Source organism: Prosthecobacter sp., from assembly GCF_044222345.1.
Lineage (GTDB): Bacteria > Verrucomicrobiota > Verrucomicrobiia > Verrucomicrobiales > Verrucomicrobiaceae > Prosthecobacter.
This window is the reverse complement of sequence record NZ_JBGANL010000028.1, coordinates 14,808-31,891: the sequence shown is the minus strand read 5'-3', so window position 1 is coordinate 31,891 and position 17,084 is coordinate 14,808. Positions and strand designations below refer to the sequence as shown.

The window sequence follows — 17,084 nt, the reverse complement described above, 5'->3', positions numbered from 1 at the left end:
TTGCTTGAACAAGCGCATTGAATTTTGACCATTGGCCTTTAAACACTCTTATGCGCAAAAACGTCGCAATCCTCCTACCACTGACGCTTGCCTTCATTGTCGCGGCCTGCGCCACTTACGATGGCTCTCGCGTGGCACGCTGGGAGTCGCGCTTTGCACCGGTGCCGTCCGGGGCCATGACGCCGGATCAGCTGCTCGCGGAGACGCGCATCAAGCTCGACATCATCCCCGCCGGCACGGTGGGCCGCCGCTACTACCGGCCGATGAATCCGCGCTACATCACCATTCACAGCACGCAGAACTACACCGGAAATGCCTACCAGCACGCGCTGGCGTTGAAGCGCGGCGCACTGCGCGCGACGAAGCGCAAGGGGGGCAACCGCATCGGCTTTCTCACCTGGCACTTCACTGTGCAGGATGACATCGCCATCCAGCACCTGCCCTGCCGTGAGCAGGGCGAGCACGCTGATTTCGACGGGGTCGGCAACAACTACAGCATCGGCATCGAAATGTGTGAGCACCATGGCAATGACCTTGGCCAGACCATTGACCGTACAGCCCGGCTGGCCGCGTATCTGATGCGTGCGTACAACATTCCGCTCGATCACGTGGTGCCGCACTATCACTGGCCGCGTGTCGGAGTCAGCCCGCAGCACAAGGACTGTCCGCATTTCCTGCTGGAACATGGCCGCCCAGGTCAGACCTGGCGGTGGTTTCAGGGGCGTGTGCAGTTTCATTACAATCGCATGCTGGCAGGTCCGGCAGCACCGCTGGGTTAGCTCATGAAAACTTTTCTGGTTCAGTTGGCTCTCATTCTCACGGCGCTTTCTGCCTGCTGCGGGCAGAGTGCGGTCGCTTGGCCGGAAAAGCCTGTGCCCAGCACGAGCAAGCGGATCGCCATCCTGGAAGACAAGCGCCTCAATGAAAGCTCCGGTCTGGCGCTGAGTGTTCGTGACCCCTCGATTTTCTGGACCTTGAACGATTCCGGCGGGGAGCCTTGTGTCTTTGCCATCGACCGCAGTGGTAAAACACGTGCCAAGGTGCGTGTGCGAGATGCGGCAAATTTTGACTGGGAGGACATCGCTTCCGGCAAAGATGAGCAGGGAGTTCCAACGCTCTTCATTGGGGACATCGGCGACAATCTTTACATCCGCGCGTCGATTCAGGTCTATCAGATCCCAGAGCCTGAAATCAGTGCAGCAGGCAAGTCTGTGGCGGAAACTGAAACCGCCGCACCGCAGATCTGGCGTGCGCACTATCCAGATGGCAAGAAAAACGCCGAAAGCCTGCTCGTGCATCCGCAGACTCGCCGCCTTTACGTCCTGACCAAGAGTGATGACGGCAGGTGCGCGCTTTATGCTTTTCCACAGACGTTGCAGCCGAAGGTGAGCATGGTGCTCGAAAAAGTGGCCGATCTGACTTTTCCCACTCTGATTCGCGCCGGCAAGCGACCGCATGACAACTGCATGACCACGAGCGCCAGCTTTGCACCGGATGGATCACGGATGGTCGTCTCAACCTACAGCAGCCTGTATGAATGGCAGCTGCCCATGGAAAAATCCCTCGAGGAGGCCCTCAAAGAAGCGCCGGTTCGCATCGAGCCCGAACTCCTGCGGCAGCTGGAAGGCGTCTGCTATGACAGCGACAGCTGCACGCTGTGGATCATCAGCGAGCACCTGCCGACGCCTCTGGTGCGGATCACACGCTGATCTTTATTTCACCCACTCGAAGAAGCCCATGGCTTCGAGTTCGCTCTGCAGCTTGTCTCTTTGTGCAGGACTGAGCGTGGTGTTGGGAAGACGCGCCGGGCCGACATCGACACCCAGCATGGCCATCACAGCTTTTGCCGCACCCATGTAGCCGTAGCTGACGAGGGTGCTGATGATCTGCACTCCGCGAAACTGCTCCCGCTGTGCTGCAGCAAAATCCTTCTCGGCAAAAGCGGCCAGCAGTCGCAGGTAAATGGGAGCGGCGAAATTGAATCCGCTGCCGACAGCTCCCTTCGCGCCCATCGCCAAAGCGCCGAGCATGTGTTCATCACAGCCAAAGGGAACGTCCCAGGCGCCGTCATCAGCGCGCAGGGCGTACTGATAGGCCATCAGATCAGGGTTGGTGAATTTGACACCGGCCAGGTTCGGGATGCGTTTGCCCGCCTGCTGCAGGAAATCGGGCACCGGGAGATTCACGCCCGTCATCGAAGGAATGTCATAATAATAAAAGGGAGTGTCAGGTGCTGCCGAGGCGATCTGCGCCATCGTCTCCACCAGCACCTCGACGTTCTTCGGCTTGAAGTACATGGGAGCCAGCGCAGCGATGGCTGCTGCACCCAGATCCTCGGCCTGCTCCGCCAGTGCTTTCGCATCGGCGACGCAGTTGGCCCCCACATGCACCACCACACGCATGGCGGTGCCCTTCGTGACCGCCATCCAGCATTTGGCCAGCAGGTGGCGCTCATCGTAGGTGAGCGAGTGGCTTTCGCCGGTGCTGCCGCCGATGAAAACGGTGTTCACGCCTTTGGAGAGTAGGAACTCCGATTGTTTTTCCACCACTTTGAGGTTGAGCGAGCCATCGGGATGAAAGGGCGTGTGAGTGGCCGTGACCAGGCTGTGCAGGCGTTGGGAGTCGGGCAGGTTCAGCATAATGCTCCAAACCTGCGATACACCAATTCCTCTGCAACATGATTCATGGTGGTGAGTTTGTTTGTCCATGCGCTCCGCCTTTCTCATCCTTCTCCTGCTGTCAGCCATGCTCCGTGCCGATGACTGGCCCCAGTGGCTCGGGCCTCAAAGCGACAGCGTCTGGCGTGAGTCCGGCATCATCGACACCTTCCCTGCAGGTGGTCCCAAAGTGCTCTGGCGTGTCAAAATCGGCGGCGGCTACACCGGCCCGGCTGTGGCCGATGGCAAAGTCTATCTCATGGATCGTCAGGTGGCGGACAAAGCCAGCATCCCCGGCAACGCCTTCGCCCGTGGCCTCATTCCCGGCACCGAGCGCGTCCTCTGCCTCGATGCAAAATCAGGCTCCCTTATCTGGGAGCACCGCTACGACTGCACCTACACCATGAGCTACTCTACCGGCCCTCGCTGCACCCCGCTGGTCAGCGGTGGCAAGGTGTGGACTCTCGGCGCGGAGGGAAATCTCCTCTGCCTCGATGCCACCAGCGGCAAGGCTCTCTGGTCGCACGATTTCAAATCCGAATACGCCGCCAAGACTCCCATGTGGGGCTTCTCCGGTCATCCGCTGCTCGATGGCCAGCGCCTCATCTGCCTCTGCGGCGGTCCCGGCAGCGTCGCCGTTGCCTTCGACAAAGACACCGGCAAGGAGCTCTGGCGCGCCCTCGACGCACGCGAACCCGGCTACGGCTCGCCCATGATCATCGAGGCCGGTGGCACCAAACAGCTCATCCTCTGGCATCCGCAGTCCGTGAATTCCCTCGATCCCGCCACCGGCAAAGTCTTCTGGTCCTACCCCTGGGACGTGCGCTTCGGCCTCACCGTTCCCACCCCACGCCTGGCGGGAGATCTCCTCTTCTTCACCTCCTTCTACACCAGCTCCAAGTGTTTCAAGCTCGACGCCACCAAGCCCGAAGCCACGCTGCTTTGGGAGGGCAAAAGCTTTAGCGAAAAAAATACTGATACCCTGCACAGCCTCATCAGCACTCCCTTCATTGAAAACGGTCATATCTACGGCGTCTGCAGCTATGGCCAGCTCCGCTGCCTCAAGCTCGAAACCGGCGAGCGCCTCTGGGAGAGCATGGCCGCCACCACAGGCGGCCCGCTCGTCCGCTGGGCCAATGCCTTCATCATCAAAAACGCCGACCGCTTCTTCCTCGCCAACGAACAGGGCGATCTCATCATCGCCAAACTCTCCCCCAAAAGTTACGAGGAGCTCAGCCGCACCAGCCTCCTCAAACCCACCACCACCGATCCTCGCCGCGCTGTAGTGTGGTCCCACCCCGCCTTCGCAAACAAATGCGTTTTCATGCGCAACGACGAAGAAATCATCTGCGCATCGCTGGCGAAGTGAGCCTCTGCCCCGAAGAATTCCCGGCTGGCAGCCGTATGGGTGCACATGCCTTCTGCCTCGCCCCCGCCTGTTTGTTCCGGTCCTTTGGACCGGCGTGGCTTCATGCGCTTCGGTCTCACGGGGTTTGCCAGCCTGGGCTGGCCGGGATTGCTCAAGCTTCGCGCTGAGAATGCCGCGAAGCCTGCGCGTGAACGCACCGCTGTCATTTTGGTTTGGCTGCGCGGTGGTTGCTCGCACCTCGACACCTATGATCCGAAGCCGGACATCGGCAGCGAGTATCGTGGCCCGTTTAAGACCATCAAAACCAAAGTGCCCGGAATGCAGCTCACCGAGTTGATTCCATTGCAGGCAAAAATCGCCGACAAATTCACCCTGCTGCGCTCAATGACGCACACCGGCGGCGGCCATCCGGCTGGATCGCTGCAAATGCTCAGTGGCGACACGGATGCCCGTGACAAACCCAAGCCCTTGCTGCCGGACTGGATGACCGTGGCGAATTTCATGCGCTCGAAAAACAAGCGCAGCAGTCCGTTGCCGAACTACGTCGGCGTGAACCCGATCATCAACTACGACAGCTTCACCATTGCCGGCCCGGGGTTTGTGAATGCCGCCTATTCGCCGCTGGCGGTCCTGAGCGATCCCAGCCGCCCGGATTTCGCGGTTCCAAACGTAGGCCTCTCCGATCCATCCAAGCTGGCCCGTCTCAATGACCGCATGGCCTTGCTGCACAGTCTCGACAATCTGGAGCGCAACGTCGATGCCGCTGGCGAAATGGGCGCGATGGATCAGTTCGAAGCGCAGGCGATGACGCTGCTCACCAATCCGCAGACGCGGCATGCGTTTGATCTCTCCAAGGAAGACAAGCGCACTCGTGAACGCTACGGCATGCACCGCTGGGGCCAGCAGCTGCTGCTGGCGCGCCGACTCGTTGAATCGGGTGTGGAGATCATCACAAGCTGCCTCGATGGCCCGCAGTGTGGTCGCGTGGGCAACTGGGACGATCACGCCGTCAACCATCATGTCTTTGATGCTCTGCGCTTCCGTGCTGGAGCCTTCGATCAGGCCGTTTCAGCGTTGATTGAGGATGTCTATGCGCGCGGCCTCGACAAACGCGTGCTCGTCGTGGTCAGTGGTGAGTTTGGGCGCACACCCAAAATCAGCCACGTCGCCAGTTCCGGCGCCGGAGAAGCCAGCGCGGCGGCAGGTGTCGTTCAGCCGGGCCGCGACCACTGGCCGCGTGCCTTCACCAATCTCTGGGCAGGTGGCGGTCTGCAAACCGGTGGCATCATTGGTGAAAGTGACAAACGCGGCGAAGACGTGACCGAGCACGCCAACTCGCCGCACGATTTCCTCGCCACGATCTACCACCACCTGGGCATCGATTCCGCCAAAGAAACGATCAACGACTTCAGCGGTCGCCCCACACCCATCGTGCCGAACGGCACCCCGATCCGTGAATTGATCCGGGTGTGAAGATGACGGCCCGATGGCTCACATCCCCTTCGGCATCCACGGGTCCAGTTTGCTCACCTCCGCCTTCGCGGCTGAGCTGACGGGAATGCCCCACGCCTCAAAAAACGGTCCGAGGTTCTTGTTCGCGATCTTGGAGTAGCGCACCAGAAACTGGTCACGTCTCTCATCATCCCCTTTCGGCGCAGGGCCGAATTGGGGGTCATCAAAGCTGTAGAGATACTTGCGCCAGCTCTCCCACCCAAACTCCTGCACCAGCTGGATGTACGTCGTCAGCGCCGTGAAGGGCTCGCTCTTCCACACCTGCCATTTGTTCGAGGCCTTCTTGATCTTCTGGATGTGCTCCTTGCGCGCCTCTTCGGAGATGGCCCCATGTCCGATCAACCAGTCCTTTTTCAAAACCGCGTCATAGCAGTACATGCCGATGACGTTGTTCGTCACCTCGCCGGTTCCATCAAAGGTGAAATCACCGCGCTGATGATTGTGACCGATCTCATGATAGAAACCCCAGCCCGGGAACTTCAGTTTGCCAAACGTCGTCATCTCCGGTGCCGCGCTTGTTGGGATCATGATCGGGTAGCCGCTGTGCATGTAGCCCGCGCTGATCTGCACATCCGCCACGATTCTGTCAGGCCGTTTGCGCTCGGCGGTCTGGTTCGTGACGTCATCCTGCGCCTCCACCACCAGCTTCCAAAACTCCATCAGCTGCGTCGGGTTGTTGATCGTCCGCGCCACCTCCGTCGGGCAGCTCAAAATCAGCTTGTCACACGCCAGCTCCGCCCACGGCGCTGGGCGCTTTTTGATCTCGGCCCATTTGGCATCATCATCCTGCCCCAGCACAAACAGCGGTGCAGGCACCGCGTTTTGAATCGCCACGGTAAATGCCTCTTCCTCCTTCGCCCGCCCCGGCACCTCGATGTAGATCAGCCCGCCAAACGCGCTCGCGGTTTTCGTCGTCGCAGTGGCCAGCGGCACACTGCGCGTGATGTCCGGCGCGCGTTCCCATTTGTCGAGGTGGTAAAGCGTGTCGCTGTGGCAGCCGATGCGGACTGCGTAGCCCTTGTCCGCCAGCTTTTCCGGCAATGTAACAGTGATGGTGTCTCCTGCTGCCGCGTAGAGGCCGGTGCTGGTCCAGCCCGGGATGCTGGGGGTGACTTTAATTTCTCCTGAAACGCGTGGCGCTCCCGCAGGCACCTGGCCGGGGAAGGCGGCATGCGCGGGGTGAGCGGCCACACCTTCACCTGCCGCGAGGCGCAGCACTCGTGTCTCCATGCCGAGGCGCAAACGCTGCGCGGCATGCTTGTCGGCCGTGAGCGGTGCCTGGGCTGTCGGCACCACGGTATCAGCGCCTGCACTGCCCAGGGCGGCCAGCACGGCGGACTTCAGATTGCTGCGGTCCGGCGGTTGCGCCGCCATCGCGATCTGGATGGCGTTCGTGCCCTGCTTCATCTGCTCCGCCGTCAGCGAAGGCCCGCCGTCGCGCTGCTTCTTGATCGCGCTGATCGCCTCCGAGGCGTTCATCATCTGGGGCAGTTCCGTGCGCGCTTCAAAGCTGCGCAACTGGTCAAACGCGCTCATGTCCGTGATCGCAACGCCCGCAGGCATCAGCGCCTGGTTGAGGCCGTGCGACACCGCCAGGTCTTTGCCGCCGCTCGTCTGGCCAAAAGCCCAGCCCGTCATCCCGCCGATGAAGCCGCCGCCGCCCTTCACATACTCCGCCACCGCCGCGCCTTCCTCGGCGCTGATGATGCCCTGCATGTTCACGATGACGACATCGTAGCCGCTCAGGCTTTTTTTATCGACCTTGTCAAAGGTCTCCACATTGAACTCGTGCTGCTTGTACAAAGCGACCGCATTCACGCCTTTGAGGCCCAAACGAAGCTTCTCTTTGTGGTTCGCTGCCCAGTGCACGCAGTTCTCCATGAGCTTCGCATGATCCCCGCCTTCACCCCCGGCGAGGTAGCTGTTGTGACCAAACAGAATCACGCGCCCTTTCGCATAACCCGCCGCCGCCGCGACAGCAATCTCCACCCCGTCCTTGTCTGGCGCGGAGAGAATGGGAAACGCCATGTTTCCCCAGATCCCAACGGGCCCTGGCGCACCCGCCTTCGGCACCGATTTGACGCCTTCGAGGATTTTCGCGCGTTCGGCATTCACGAGCGCGGGCGGCATCTGTGCATGCGAGACCCCGACAAAGCCGAGGAGGACGAGTGTGGTGATTAATTTCATGGTTGGGTTGGGAAAATAAGGTCCTAGCGATAAATCACCACGAGGAACACCAGCGCGTCCCCCTTGCCGGTGTTGACGATGGCATGCGGCACATCCGCGCGGTAGGTGCCGGAGTCGCCTTTGCCGAGTTCTTCGCTGTGCTGGTCAGATTCGATGCGCACGCTGCCGTCCTCCACGGTCAGGAATTCGCGTGTTCCTTCAAAATGCGCCTGGCTGCGCAGCGTGCCGCCGGCGCGCAGTGTCAGCTCGTAGAACTCCACGTCCTTTTCGAGGTTGATCGGCGAGAGCGTGCGGATTTCGCACTGCTTGTCGCTGCGGTACACTTGGGCGCGGTCATTCGCCCGGATGACCTGGATTTTCGAAGCGCTGGCCTCGGCGCTTTCGATCAACTCCTGCAAGGTCAGCCCAAACGCCCGCGCAATCCGGAATGTCACCGTCAGGGTCGGATTGGCCTTCTCGCGCTCGATTTCGCTGAGCATCGACCGGCTCACACCGCTCGCCGTGGCAAGTTCTTCCAGTGACCAGCCGCGGTCACCCCGCAGTTTTTTCACCCGCTTGCCCAGATTCTCATTGATGGCCTCAGGGCTGGATTCAATGGAGGGGGCGGCTTTGGATTTCGGGGGCATCGGTGTCGGTATAACGGATGGTCCTCTTGTAAATTAGAAATAATAGTCACATGCTCAAATCATGATGCGTTGATATGACTGTTGACCTCCCCAGCTAAAACGCTAATTTCCCCCATGCCCGCACGACCCAATGTCCGCTCTGAACTCGAAGCCGCCATGCGCCAGAGAATTCTGGTTATCGATGGTGCCATGGGCACGACCATTCGCGGATATGGGCTGAAAGAGGCAGACGCCCGCGGCACCCGCTTCCTCTCCAACGAGAAGGATCTGCTCAACAACGGCGACATCCTTTCCATCACCCGTCCGGACATCATCGAAGACATCCACCGCCGCTTTTTGGAAGCCGGCGCGGACATCATCGAGACAAACACCTTCAGCGGCACCAGCATCGCCCAGGCCGAGTTTTTCAAAGAAGTGCCGGAAGGTCGGCGCAAAGATCCCGAATTCTTCCAGACCGTGCTGGAGGACAAATTCCTCAACGACCTCGCGTGGGAGATCAATTTCGAGTCAGCCAAACAGTGCCGCAAGTGGGCCGATCTCGTGGGCGAAAAGACCGGGCGGAAACGCTACGTCGCCGGGGCCATCGGGCCGCTCACCGTCTCGCTCTCGCAGTTCCCAGATCTCTCCGATCTCAGCTTCCGCTACGTCACGTTCGATCAGGTGAAGGAAGCGTACAAGCATCAGGTTCGCGCCCTCATTGCCGGTGGGGTGGACACCTTGATGGTCGAAACGATCTTTGACTCCCTCAATGCCAAGACCGCCCTCGTGGCTATCCGCGAGGTGTTTGCCGAGGATCAGGTGGAGCTTCCTGTGCAGATCAGCGCTGCCGTTGGACCCGGCGGCGAGACCATGATCTCCGGTCAGGTGACCGAGGCCTATCTCAATGCCATGCGGCATGTGAAGCCGCTGTCCATCGGTCTGAACTGCTCCCTCGGCCCGGACAAGATGCGCCCCTTTCTGGAAGAGCTTTCCGCCAAGGCCGACTGCTTCGTCTCCGCTTATCCGAATGCCGGCATGCCCAACCCGCTGGCACCGACAGGCTTTGACCTGCTCCCGCCAGACATGGCGGTGTTTGCCAAGGACTTCGGCAGCAGCGGTTTCGTGAACATCATGGGCGGCTGCTGCGGCAACACGCCGGAGCATATCGCCGCCATTGCCAAGGCGGTGGAAAACCTCCCTCCGCGCCAGGTTCCTGCGGATCCGCACACCATGCGCCTCAGCGGCTCCCAGCCTTTTGTATTCGCCCCGGGCGCTCCTGCCGCCGACGACCCCGAGGCCAAGCCCACGCGCCCGCCTTACCTCATGATCGGCGAGCGCACGAACGTGGCCGGATCTCCGAAATTCGCCAAGCTCATCAAGGAGGGCAAGCTGGAGGAAGCCGTCGCCGTCGCTCGTCAGCAGGTGGAGAGCGGTGCCAATGTGATCGACGTCTGCATGGACGAAGGCCTCATCGACGGCGTGCCCACCATGACCAAATTCCTCATCCTGCTCCAGACTGAGCCCGAGGTGAACAAGGTGCCCATCATGGTGGACTCCTCCAAGTGGGAGATCATCGAGGCCGGCCTCAAGTGCCTGCAAGGCAAAGGCATCGTAAACTCCATTTCCCTCAAGGAGGGCGAGGAAAAGTTCAAGGAATACGCCCGCAAGATCAAACAGTATGGTGCCGCCACCGTGGTCATGGCCTTTGACGAGCAGGGCCAGGCCGCCACGTATGAAGACAAGATCCGCATCTGCGAGCGCGCCTACCGCATCCTCGTGGATGAAGTTGAGTTCCCGCCGGAGGACATCATTTTCGACCCCAACATCCTCACCGTGGCCACCGGTCTGGAGGAGCACAACAACTACGCGCTCGACTTCATCAACGCCACACGCTGGATCAAGGAGAACCTCCCCTACGCCAAGGTCAGCGGCGGCGTCAGCAACATCAGCTTCAGCTTCCGCGGCAACAACAAGGTGCGCGAGGCTATGCACAGCGTGTTCCTCTACTATGCCATCAAGGCGGGCATGGACATGGGCATCGTGAATGCCGGCATGCTCGAAGTCTACGAGGAGATCCCGAAGGACATGCTCGAAAAGGTCGAGGACGTCATCCTTAACCGTCGCCCGGATGCCACCGAGATTCTCGTCGATTACGCCGAGCAGTTCAAAGGCCAGGCCGGTACCACCAAGAAGGTCGAGATCGACATGAGCTGGCGGCAGGGGCCTGTGGAAAAGCGTCTGGAGCACGCCCTGCTGCGTGGCATCACCGACTTCATCAACGAAGACACCGCCGAGGCGTTGGCCCAGCTCGGCAAGCCGCTCTCTGTCATTGAAGGCCCCCTCATGGATGGCATGAGCGTCGTGGGCGATCTCTTCGGCGCCGGCAAAATGTTCCTTCCGCAGGTCGTGAAAAGCGCCCGCGTGATGAAGCAGAGCGTGGCCTACCTGCAGCCCTTCATGGAAATTGAAAAGGCTCGCAGGGCGCGTGAGCGTGCACTGTTGATCGAAGTCGCCGCCAAGACCATCACTGCTCTGGAAAGCGGTGGCGCTGTCGCCGTGGTCGAATCCTTCAGTTACACGCCTGGCAGCGGCCTGAGCCTCGAAGAGCGCCGTGCCGAAGTGAAGCTCGCCGCCGAACTCGGCGCTGTGTTTGAAGTGGAGGGCGAGGCCGCTCTTCAGCAGAAGCTCGAAAGCCTCCGCAAGGACTCCTCAAACTCCGACCGCGTCGTCGCTCCATTCCTCAACCATGCTCAGTCCACCACCGGTGGCGCAGCCGGCTCTGCCAATGGCCTGACCGCCGAAGACTTGATCCCGGCCGAGGCCGCCAAACAGGGCGGTGGCAAGATCGTTCTCGCCACCGTCAAAGGCGACGTGCATGACATCGGCAAAAACATCGTGGGCATCGTGCTGGCCTGCAATGGCTTCGAAGTCACCGACATGGGCGTCATGGTCCCATGCGACAAAATTTTGGAAAAGGCCCTCGAAGTCGGTGCCGATGTGATCGGCCTCAGCGGCCTCATCACCCCTTCACTTGATGAAATGGCGCATGTGGCCAGTGAGATGGAGCGGCGTGGCTTCAAGCAGCCGCTGCTCATCGGCGGTGCCACCACCAGCCCGGCGCATACGGCCATCAAGATTGCGCCAAAATACAGCGGCAGCATTGTACATGTGCTGGATGCCTCCCGCAGCGTGCCCGTGACTACTTCCTTGCTCAGCGAAGATCAGCGTGAAGCCTTTGTGGCCAGCAATGAAGCCCGCCATGCACGCCTGCGTGAAGAGTACGGCAAAAAAAAGGACCGTGCGCTTCTCAGCATCGCCGAATCCCGCGAGAAAGGCGTCAAGTTCGACTGGACCACGCAGGACATCGCCACGCCGACCTTCCTCGGCACGAAGGTCTATGAAGGCCCGCAGCTCGTCACCGCTCTGCGCGAATTCATCGACTGGTCGCCCTTCTTCCACTCCTGGGAACTGCGTGGCCGCTGGATCGCTGCCGAGCAGCGTTTCTCATCCGCACAGGAAGATGCGGAGATGAAGGCCAAAGCCGAGGCCGAGGCCCTCAAGCTTTACAAGGATGCCAACGATCTGCTCGACCGCGTCATTGCCGAGAGCCGCTTCACCCCGCGCGGCATCATGGGCTTCTTCCCCGCCAACGCCATTGGCGATGACATCGAAGTCTACACCGACGAGTCACGCACCACGGTGAAGACGGTCTTCCACACCCTGCGCCAGCAGGTCATCAAGAAGGACACGCCAAACTACGCTCTCAGCGATTATGTCGCGCCCAAGGACAGCGGTCGCGCGGACTACATCGGCGGGTTCGCCGTCGGCATTCACGGTGCGGACGAGTTCGCCAAGGAGTTCGAGGCCGCTCACGATCCCTACCGCGCCATCATCGCCAAAGCCGTGGCCGACCGCCTTGCCGAAGCCTTCGCTGAATACCTGCACCAGCAGGCCCGCTACGCCTGGGGCTATGAAAAACCCGGCGAGCTTTCCCGCGAAGAAATCATCAAGGAAAAGTATCGTGGCATCCGTCCCGCGCCGGGCTATCCCGCGCAGCCAGACCACACCGAGAAGCCCATCCTGTTTAATCTGCTCGATGCCACTGCCAAGACCGGCGTCGAGCTTACCGAAAGCATGGCCATGCATCCCGGCAGCGCCGTCAGCGGCCTTTACTTCGCGCATCCTGAGTCGCACTACTTCGGCATCAGCGTGCTGGGCAAAGATCAGGTGGCAGACTACGCGCAGCGCAAGGGCATGACGCTCTCAGAGGCTGAACGCTGGCTCGGTCCCTGGCTCGGCTATTGAGTCCGCCCTCTCACTGAAACCAGCCCCGGAAGCGGTCGAACCATCCGCGTTTCTGGCCTTGGGGTGCCTGGCGTGCCGGTGGGGCGGCGTAACCGGCGTGTTCCGTGCAGAAGTTTTTTGGCACCAGGTCGTAGGGCAGGGCTTCATCATACGCCATGCCCGCACGGCCGCAGCCGTCGGTCGCCAGTTGGCTGCTCACGCGGCACAGAGTCACGTGCGAGAGCGGCAGCGTGACCTTGGGCACTTCGGTCTTGTACCCGAGGGCGACGGCTTTTTTCATCACGTCGGCCCAAATGGGCAGTGCGAGGGTTCCGCCGTAGCCGCCTTCGACAATCGTCTGCGGTTTGTCCAGGCCCACCCAGATGCCGCAGCTCACACGATCTGTGAAACCGGCGAACCAGGCATCCTTGTAATCGTTCGTGGTGCCGGTCTTGCCGCCGCCGGGTTCTTTGAAACCGTATTCATTGCGCAGGGATGCCGCAGTTCCTCGGTCCAGCACCTGGGCGAGGATGTTGCGCATGAGGAACGCCACGCTCGGGGTGATGACTTCGGATTCGAGCACGGGAGTCTGGTAGATGATGTTGCCCGCTTTATCGACAATGCGGTCGATAAGGAAAGGCCGGCGGCGCAGACCTTGATTGGGGAAGATGCTGATCGCGCTGGTAAGCTGGCGCGGATTGCCGCCGATGTTGCCAATGAAAATCTGCGGCGTTCTTTCGGCAGGCTTGCTGAAGCCGGCGTTGGTGAGCAGATCGATCACACGATCAATCCCGGCGTAGTTGCCCAGCCGCAGGGTCATGGTGTTCCGGCTTTTCACGATGCCATCCGTCAGCGTGGTGGGGCCAAGGAATTTGCCATCCGAGTTCTGCGGACTCCAGCCCGGATCAGCCCCGTCAATCTCTCCGGGTTGAATCGGCGCATCATTGATCAGCGTGCCAGGCATGAAACCAGAGGCGATGCCTGCCGCATACACGAAAGGTTTCACTGTCGATCCGATCTGCCGCTCCCCCTGGGTGGCGCGGTTGTATTTGCTGTGGCGGTAGTCGCGCCCGCCCACGAGGGCAAGGATGCCCCCGGTGCTGTTGTCCTGCATCATGAGCGCCGCCTGCAAATAGGGTGTGGAGGCGATTTCCTGCGCGCCGTCCCAGGTCTTGTCAAAATCCGCCTTCTTCGGGTGCGCATAGCCATGCTGCTTTTCCACAGCAGCCAGGCGCTTTTCCACAGCAGCCTCCGCTGCGTCCTGCAGGTTTTTATTCAGGGTGGTGAAGACCTGCAGTCCGCCGTCCTCGATCTCCTGCTGCTCCAAAATCAAATCCAAGTCACGCCGCACGGTGTCCAGCGCATAGCCGCCCTGGCTTTGAAACACGGGCTGCGCATGCAGGGCGATGTCCGCATACTTGGCTGCGATCTCCTCCTCCGGCGTGATCACTTTCGTTTCCAGCATGCGCTTGAGCACAGTGTCGCGTTCCTTCAGTGCTCCTTCGTAGTTGCGGAATGGCGAGAAGCGCACCGGGCTGCGGATGATGCCCGCGATCATCGCCGCCTCGCTCAGGCTGAGCTGGCTGGCATGCTTGCCAAAGTAAACCTGGCTGGCTCGCTGCACCCCGTAGATCCCCGGGCCGTAGAAGATGCGGTTGACGTAGTGCTCGATGATCTGGTCCTTGGTGCAGGCCTTTTCGATTCGGCGTGCCAGCATCATCTCTACCAGCTTGCGGTGGATGCTGCGGTCATCCAGATCCGGGAAGCTGTTGCGCGCCAGCTGCATCGTCAGCGTGCTCGCGCCCTGCACCACTCGCATGTCCTTGAGGTTGCGCACCATCGCGCGCGCCACGCCTTTGTAGTCGATGCCGCCATGATCGTAGAAGCGTGAGTCCTCACGTGCCAGCAGGGCTTTGACAAACCATGGCGACACCTCGCTCAGCGGCACGATGATGCGGTTCTCGCCATGCATCCGGCCGAGGACTTCGCCATTGTAGTCCATCACGATCGTGCGCTCCGGCATGTCCCCGAGCTTGGTCAGGTCATAGGCCTTCGCCAGATGGCTGTAAACGCCGATGATCACCGCCGCTGTGAGCGTGCAAAGCAGCGAACCTCCCATGAGAAAAATCACGCCAAGCCGCTTGAAGGACTGCCAGCGCGACAGGGTGGGTTTCGTCGGCTTGCGCTCTTCAGTGGGCTTCTTTTTCATGGGGCAGTCATCGGGTCGCTGGTTTTGGACCAAAGATCAAGCCTCAGACGATGAACTCGCTGTGAACTTCAATTTCACATTCGGGCGTGACATTTCGCGTTCGGTTCCCGTACCATACGCCTGCCCCAACCCATCCGACCATGAAAGCCCTCTGTCTCTCCTTCCTCATCGTCACCACGTTCGGCGCGTCCGCCGCACTCCTCGAATCGCCGCAAAAAGGCGGTTTGCAGATCCAGTCCCTCAGTTCGCTCAGCTTCGGGCCGGAAGGCCTGCTGCTGGTGGCGGAACCGGCCACGGCCAGCGTCGTGGCTGTCCAAACAGGTGACATCGGCCCCAAGAGCGAGCGCCTCGCCCAGCCGGTGGCCGACATCGGCTCTCAGATCGCGGCCGGATTGGGCGCGAAGAAGGAGGACATCACGATCAAGGATCTCGCGGTGAATCCGGCCAGCGGTCGCATTTATCTCGGCGTGCAGCGCCGCCCGGACAATGCGGTGCTGATTGTCAGCGTCGGAGCGGACGGCAAAGTCGCTCCGCTGAATCTAGCGCCTCTGTCCTGGGTGCGCATCACCCTGCCCGGCGGCACCGCCAGCAAGGTCACGAACATCACCGACGTCGCCTTCGACAAAGACCGCATCTTTGCCACCGGCACCTGCAATGAAGAATTCGCCTCCCGCATCTTCACCATCCCCGTACCGCTCAAAAACGGTGCCACCGCCAGCGTCTTCAGCGCCGAGACCTACCACGTCGCTCATCGCAAGTGGGAGACCAAGGCCCCCATCCAGAGCTTCATCCCCTACCAGTCCAAAGAGGGCACCTTTGTCGTCGGCGCCTTTGCCTGCACGCCTGTGGCCAAGTTCAAGGTGGACGACATCCAGAGCGGAGCCCAGGTCAAAGGCGTCAGCATGGTGGAGCTCGGCAGCGGCAACCGCCCGCTCGACCTCTTCAGCTACTCGGACAAAAGCGGCAAGGAGTGGCTCGTGGTACACACCCAGCGCTTCAAGCAGAACGCCTTTGGCCCCAGCAAGATGTGGGGCGCGCGCATCAGCATGGATTATCTCGATGCCAAAGCACCGGAGAAGACCAATGAAAACGCCGCGCGTCGCGATGAGAAGGAGCCCAAGGGCCCCGAGGGCATCGAGATCGTGGATGCGCTCTTCGGTGCCGTGCAGGTGGACAAGCTCAGCGAAACCGAGGCCGTCGTTCTGCGCGACACCGAAGGCACGCTGAACCTCGAAGTCGCAGCTCTGCCGTGAAACGCTGGTTCAGTCTTTTCGGCTTCTTCTGCTCTGCCACATTCGCCGCAGATGTGTGGGTGAACGGGGCCGGGCAGATCGAAGCTCGGGGGAGCGATGTCCGCGTGTTTCGTGGGGCCGCCGCCGAACCTCTGTTCGGCAGCGTTACAAAGGAAAGCGCCAGCGTGCGCTTTTCCGCCGCACTGCCGTTGGTTCCAGGAGAAACCTATCGCGTCGAGTTTCAAAAGGCGGACGGCATCTGGAACTCGCAACGCCTGCAGTTTGCGCAGCCACCCTCCGCTGCGCCGACCGTGACCATCTCGCCCTCTCCCACGGTGCTCCCTGCCAATGCGCTCAAGCTCTACCTGCACTTCAGCCAGCCGATGGAGCAGGGTGTGTTTCTAGACCGCATCACCTTGCAGCGTCAGGATGGCAGTGTGGTCCACGGCGCTTTTCGTGAGACTGAGCTCTGGTCGCCGGATGGGCAACGTCTCACCCTCTGGCTGCATCCGGGGCGGCAGAAAACCGGCGTGAACCTGAATCTTGATGAAGGGCCTGTTCTGCAGGAGCACCGCCCACACACCCTCAGGATCGCTGCCAGCTGGCGCTCGACCACCGGTGTGGCTCTAGGAAAGGAAACGGTGTTCACACTCGCAGCCGGGGCTGTGGATCACACCTGCCCCGATCCGCTGCGCTGGCAAATCACTGCGCCCAAGGCGGGAACTCGTGATCCGCTGGTGGTCATATTCGATGAACCGTTGGATCCTGCGATGCTTGCCTCCGCATTGAAGGTTCAACGTGGTGAGGCTGAACTCGCCGGTGTGGTCACCGTGGCCGCAGATGCGCGTACTTGCTCCTTCACACCAGGGGTTGCTTGGACGCCAGGAGCCTGCTTTCTGAAGATCGACCCCCTGCTCGAAGATCTGGCGGGTAACAACCTGCTCGGACCCTTTGAGGTGGATCGCGATGCACCGGCGAAAGCAACCGCGATAACCACGTTGACCTTCAATGTGGGTGGTTAGAAATGCG

Annotated in this window: 11 protein-coding genes; 7 read left to right on the top strand and 4 right to left on the bottom strand. The window is 60.9% G+C overall.

Annotation, left to right across the window (positions count from 1 at the left end):
- The first annotated feature begins 50 nt into the window (after nt 1-50).
- Nucleotides 51-779, top strand: coding sequence for an N-acetylmuramoyl-L-alanine amidase family protein (locus ACILSL_RS15530; RefSeq protein WP_395732960.1), 729 nt, complete (start codon nt 51-53; stop codon nt 777-779).
- 3 nt (nt 780-782) lie between these two features.
- Nucleotides 783-1,709 (top strand): hypothetical protein, encoded by a 927-nt coding sequence (locus ACILSL_RS15525; RefSeq protein ID WP_395732959.1) that lies wholly within the window; start codon nt 783-785, stop codon nt 1,707-1,709.
- A gap of 3 nt (nt 1,710-1,712) precedes the next feature.
- On the opposite strand, the gene ACILSL_RS15520 is transcribed toward ACILSL_RS15525, so the two are convergent.
- Complete coding sequence (locus tag ACILSL_RS15520) at nt 1,713-2,639, bottom strand: dihydrodipicolinate synthase family protein (protein ID WP_395732958.1); 927 nt, start codon at nt 2,637-2,639, stop codon at nt 1,713-1,715.
- Between the two features lie 67 nt (nt 2,640-2,706).
- On the opposite strand from ACILSL_RS15520, the gene ACILSL_RS15515 reads away from it, so the two are divergent.
- Nucleotides 2,707-4,026 carry a PQQ-binding-like beta-propeller repeat protein gene (locus tag ACILSL_RS15515; protein WP_395732957.1) on the top strand — a complete coding sequence of 440 codons (1,320 nt, stop codon included), beginning with the start codon at nt 2,707-2,709 and terminating at the stop codon, nt 4,024-4,026.
- Nucleotides 4,027-4,128: 102 nt separating this feature from the next.
- Nucleotides 4,129-5,499 (top strand): DUF1501 domain-containing protein, encoded by a 1,371-nt coding sequence (locus ACILSL_RS15510; RefSeq protein WP_395732956.1) that lies wholly within the window; start codon nt 4,129-4,131, stop codon nt 5,497-5,499.
- An 18-nt stretch (nt 5,500-5,517) separates the two neighbouring features.
- On the opposite strand, the gene ACILSL_RS15505 is transcribed toward ACILSL_RS15510, so the two are convergent.
- Nucleotides 5,518-7,725, bottom strand: a complete 2,208-nt coding sequence (locus ACILSL_RS15505) for a M60 family metallopeptidase (RefSeq protein WP_395732955.1) — start codon at nt 7,723-7,725, stop codon at nt 5,518-5,520.
- Between the two features lie 23 nt (nt 7,726-7,748).
- Nucleotides 7,749-8,351 (bottom strand): helix-turn-helix domain-containing protein, encoded by a 603-nt coding sequence (locus tag ACILSL_RS15500; protein WP_395732954.1) that lies wholly within the window; start codon nt 8,349-8,351, stop codon nt 7,749-7,751.
- Between the two features lie 114 nt (nt 8,352-8,465).
- Between ACILSL_RS15500 and ACILSL_RS15495 the strand changes: the two genes are divergently transcribed.
- Complete coding sequence (locus tag ACILSL_RS15495; RefSeq protein WP_395732953.1) at nt 8,466-12,635, top strand: vitamin B12 dependent-methionine synthase activation domain-containing protein; 4,170 nt, start codon at nt 8,466-8,468, stop codon at nt 12,633-12,635.
- 10 nt (nt 12,636-12,645) lie between these two features.
- Here ACILSL_RS15495 and ACILSL_RS15490 read toward each other — a convergent pair whose 3' ends face one another.
- Nucleotides 12,646-14,823 (bottom strand): transglycosylase domain-containing protein, encoded by a 2,178-nt coding sequence (locus tag ACILSL_RS15490; protein WP_395732952.1) that lies wholly within the window; start codon nt 14,821-14,823, stop codon nt 12,646-12,648.
- A gap of 140 nt (nt 14,824-14,963) precedes the next feature.
- Between ACILSL_RS15490 and ACILSL_RS15485 the strand changes: the two genes are divergently transcribed.
- Nucleotides 14,964-16,076 (top strand): hypothetical protein, encoded by a 1,113-nt coding sequence (locus ACILSL_RS15485; RefSeq protein ID WP_395732951.1) that lies wholly within the window; start codon nt 14,964-14,966, stop codon nt 16,074-16,076.
- Nucleotides 16,073-17,077 carry an Ig-like domain-containing protein gene (locus ACILSL_RS15480; RefSeq protein ID WP_395732950.1) on the top strand — a complete coding sequence of 335 codons (1,005 nt, stop codon included), beginning with the start codon at nt 16,073-16,075 and terminating at the stop codon, nt 17,075-17,077. The genes ACILSL_RS15485 and ACILSL_RS15480 overlap by 4 nt, the downstream gene beginning before the upstream one ends.
- The last annotated feature ends 7 nt before the right edge of the window (nt 17,078-17,084 follow it).

What these genes read in the sequence shown, in the direction of transcription:
- ACILSL_RS15530 (WP_395732960.1), top strand. Translation starts at nt 51, where the DNA reads ATGCGCAAAAACGTCGCAATCCTCCTACCACTGACGCTTGCCTTCATT.
- ACILSL_RS15500 (WP_395732954.1), bottom strand. Translation starts at nt 8,351, where the DNA reads ATGCCCCCGAAATCCAAAGCCGCCCCCTCCATTGAATCCAGCCCTGAG.
- ACILSL_RS15520 (WP_395732958.1), bottom strand. Translation starts at nt 2,639, where the DNA reads ATGCTGAACCTGCCCGACTCCCAACGCCTGCACAGCCTGGTCACGGCC.
- ACILSL_RS15525 (WP_395732959.1), top strand. Translation starts at nt 783, where the DNA reads ATGAAAACTTTTCTGGTTCAGTTGGCTCTCATTCTCACGGCGCTTTCT.
- ACILSL_RS15495 (WP_395732953.1), top strand. Translation starts at nt 8,466, where the DNA reads ATGCCCGCACGACCCAATGTCCGCTCTGAACTCGAAGCCGCCATGCGC.
- ACILSL_RS15485 (WP_395732951.1), top strand. Translation starts at nt 14,964, where the DNA reads ATGAAAGCCCTCTGTCTCTCCTTCCTCATCGTCACCACGTTCGGCGCG.
- ACILSL_RS15515 (WP_395732957.1), top strand. Translation starts at nt 2,707, where the DNA reads ATGCGCTCCGCCTTTCTCATCCTTCTCCTGCTGTCAGCCATGCTCCGT.
- ACILSL_RS15490 (WP_395732952.1), bottom strand. Translation starts at nt 14,823, where the DNA reads ATGAAAAAGAAGCCCACTGAAGAGCGCAAGCCGACGAAACCCACCCTG.
- ACILSL_RS15510 (WP_395732956.1), top strand. Translation starts at nt 4,129, where the DNA reads ATGCGCTTCGGTCTCACGGGGTTTGCCAGCCTGGGCTGGCCGGGATTG.
- ACILSL_RS15505 (WP_395732955.1), bottom strand. Translation starts at nt 7,725, where the DNA reads ATGAAATTAATCACCACACTCGTCCTCCTCGGCTTTGTCGGGGTCTCG.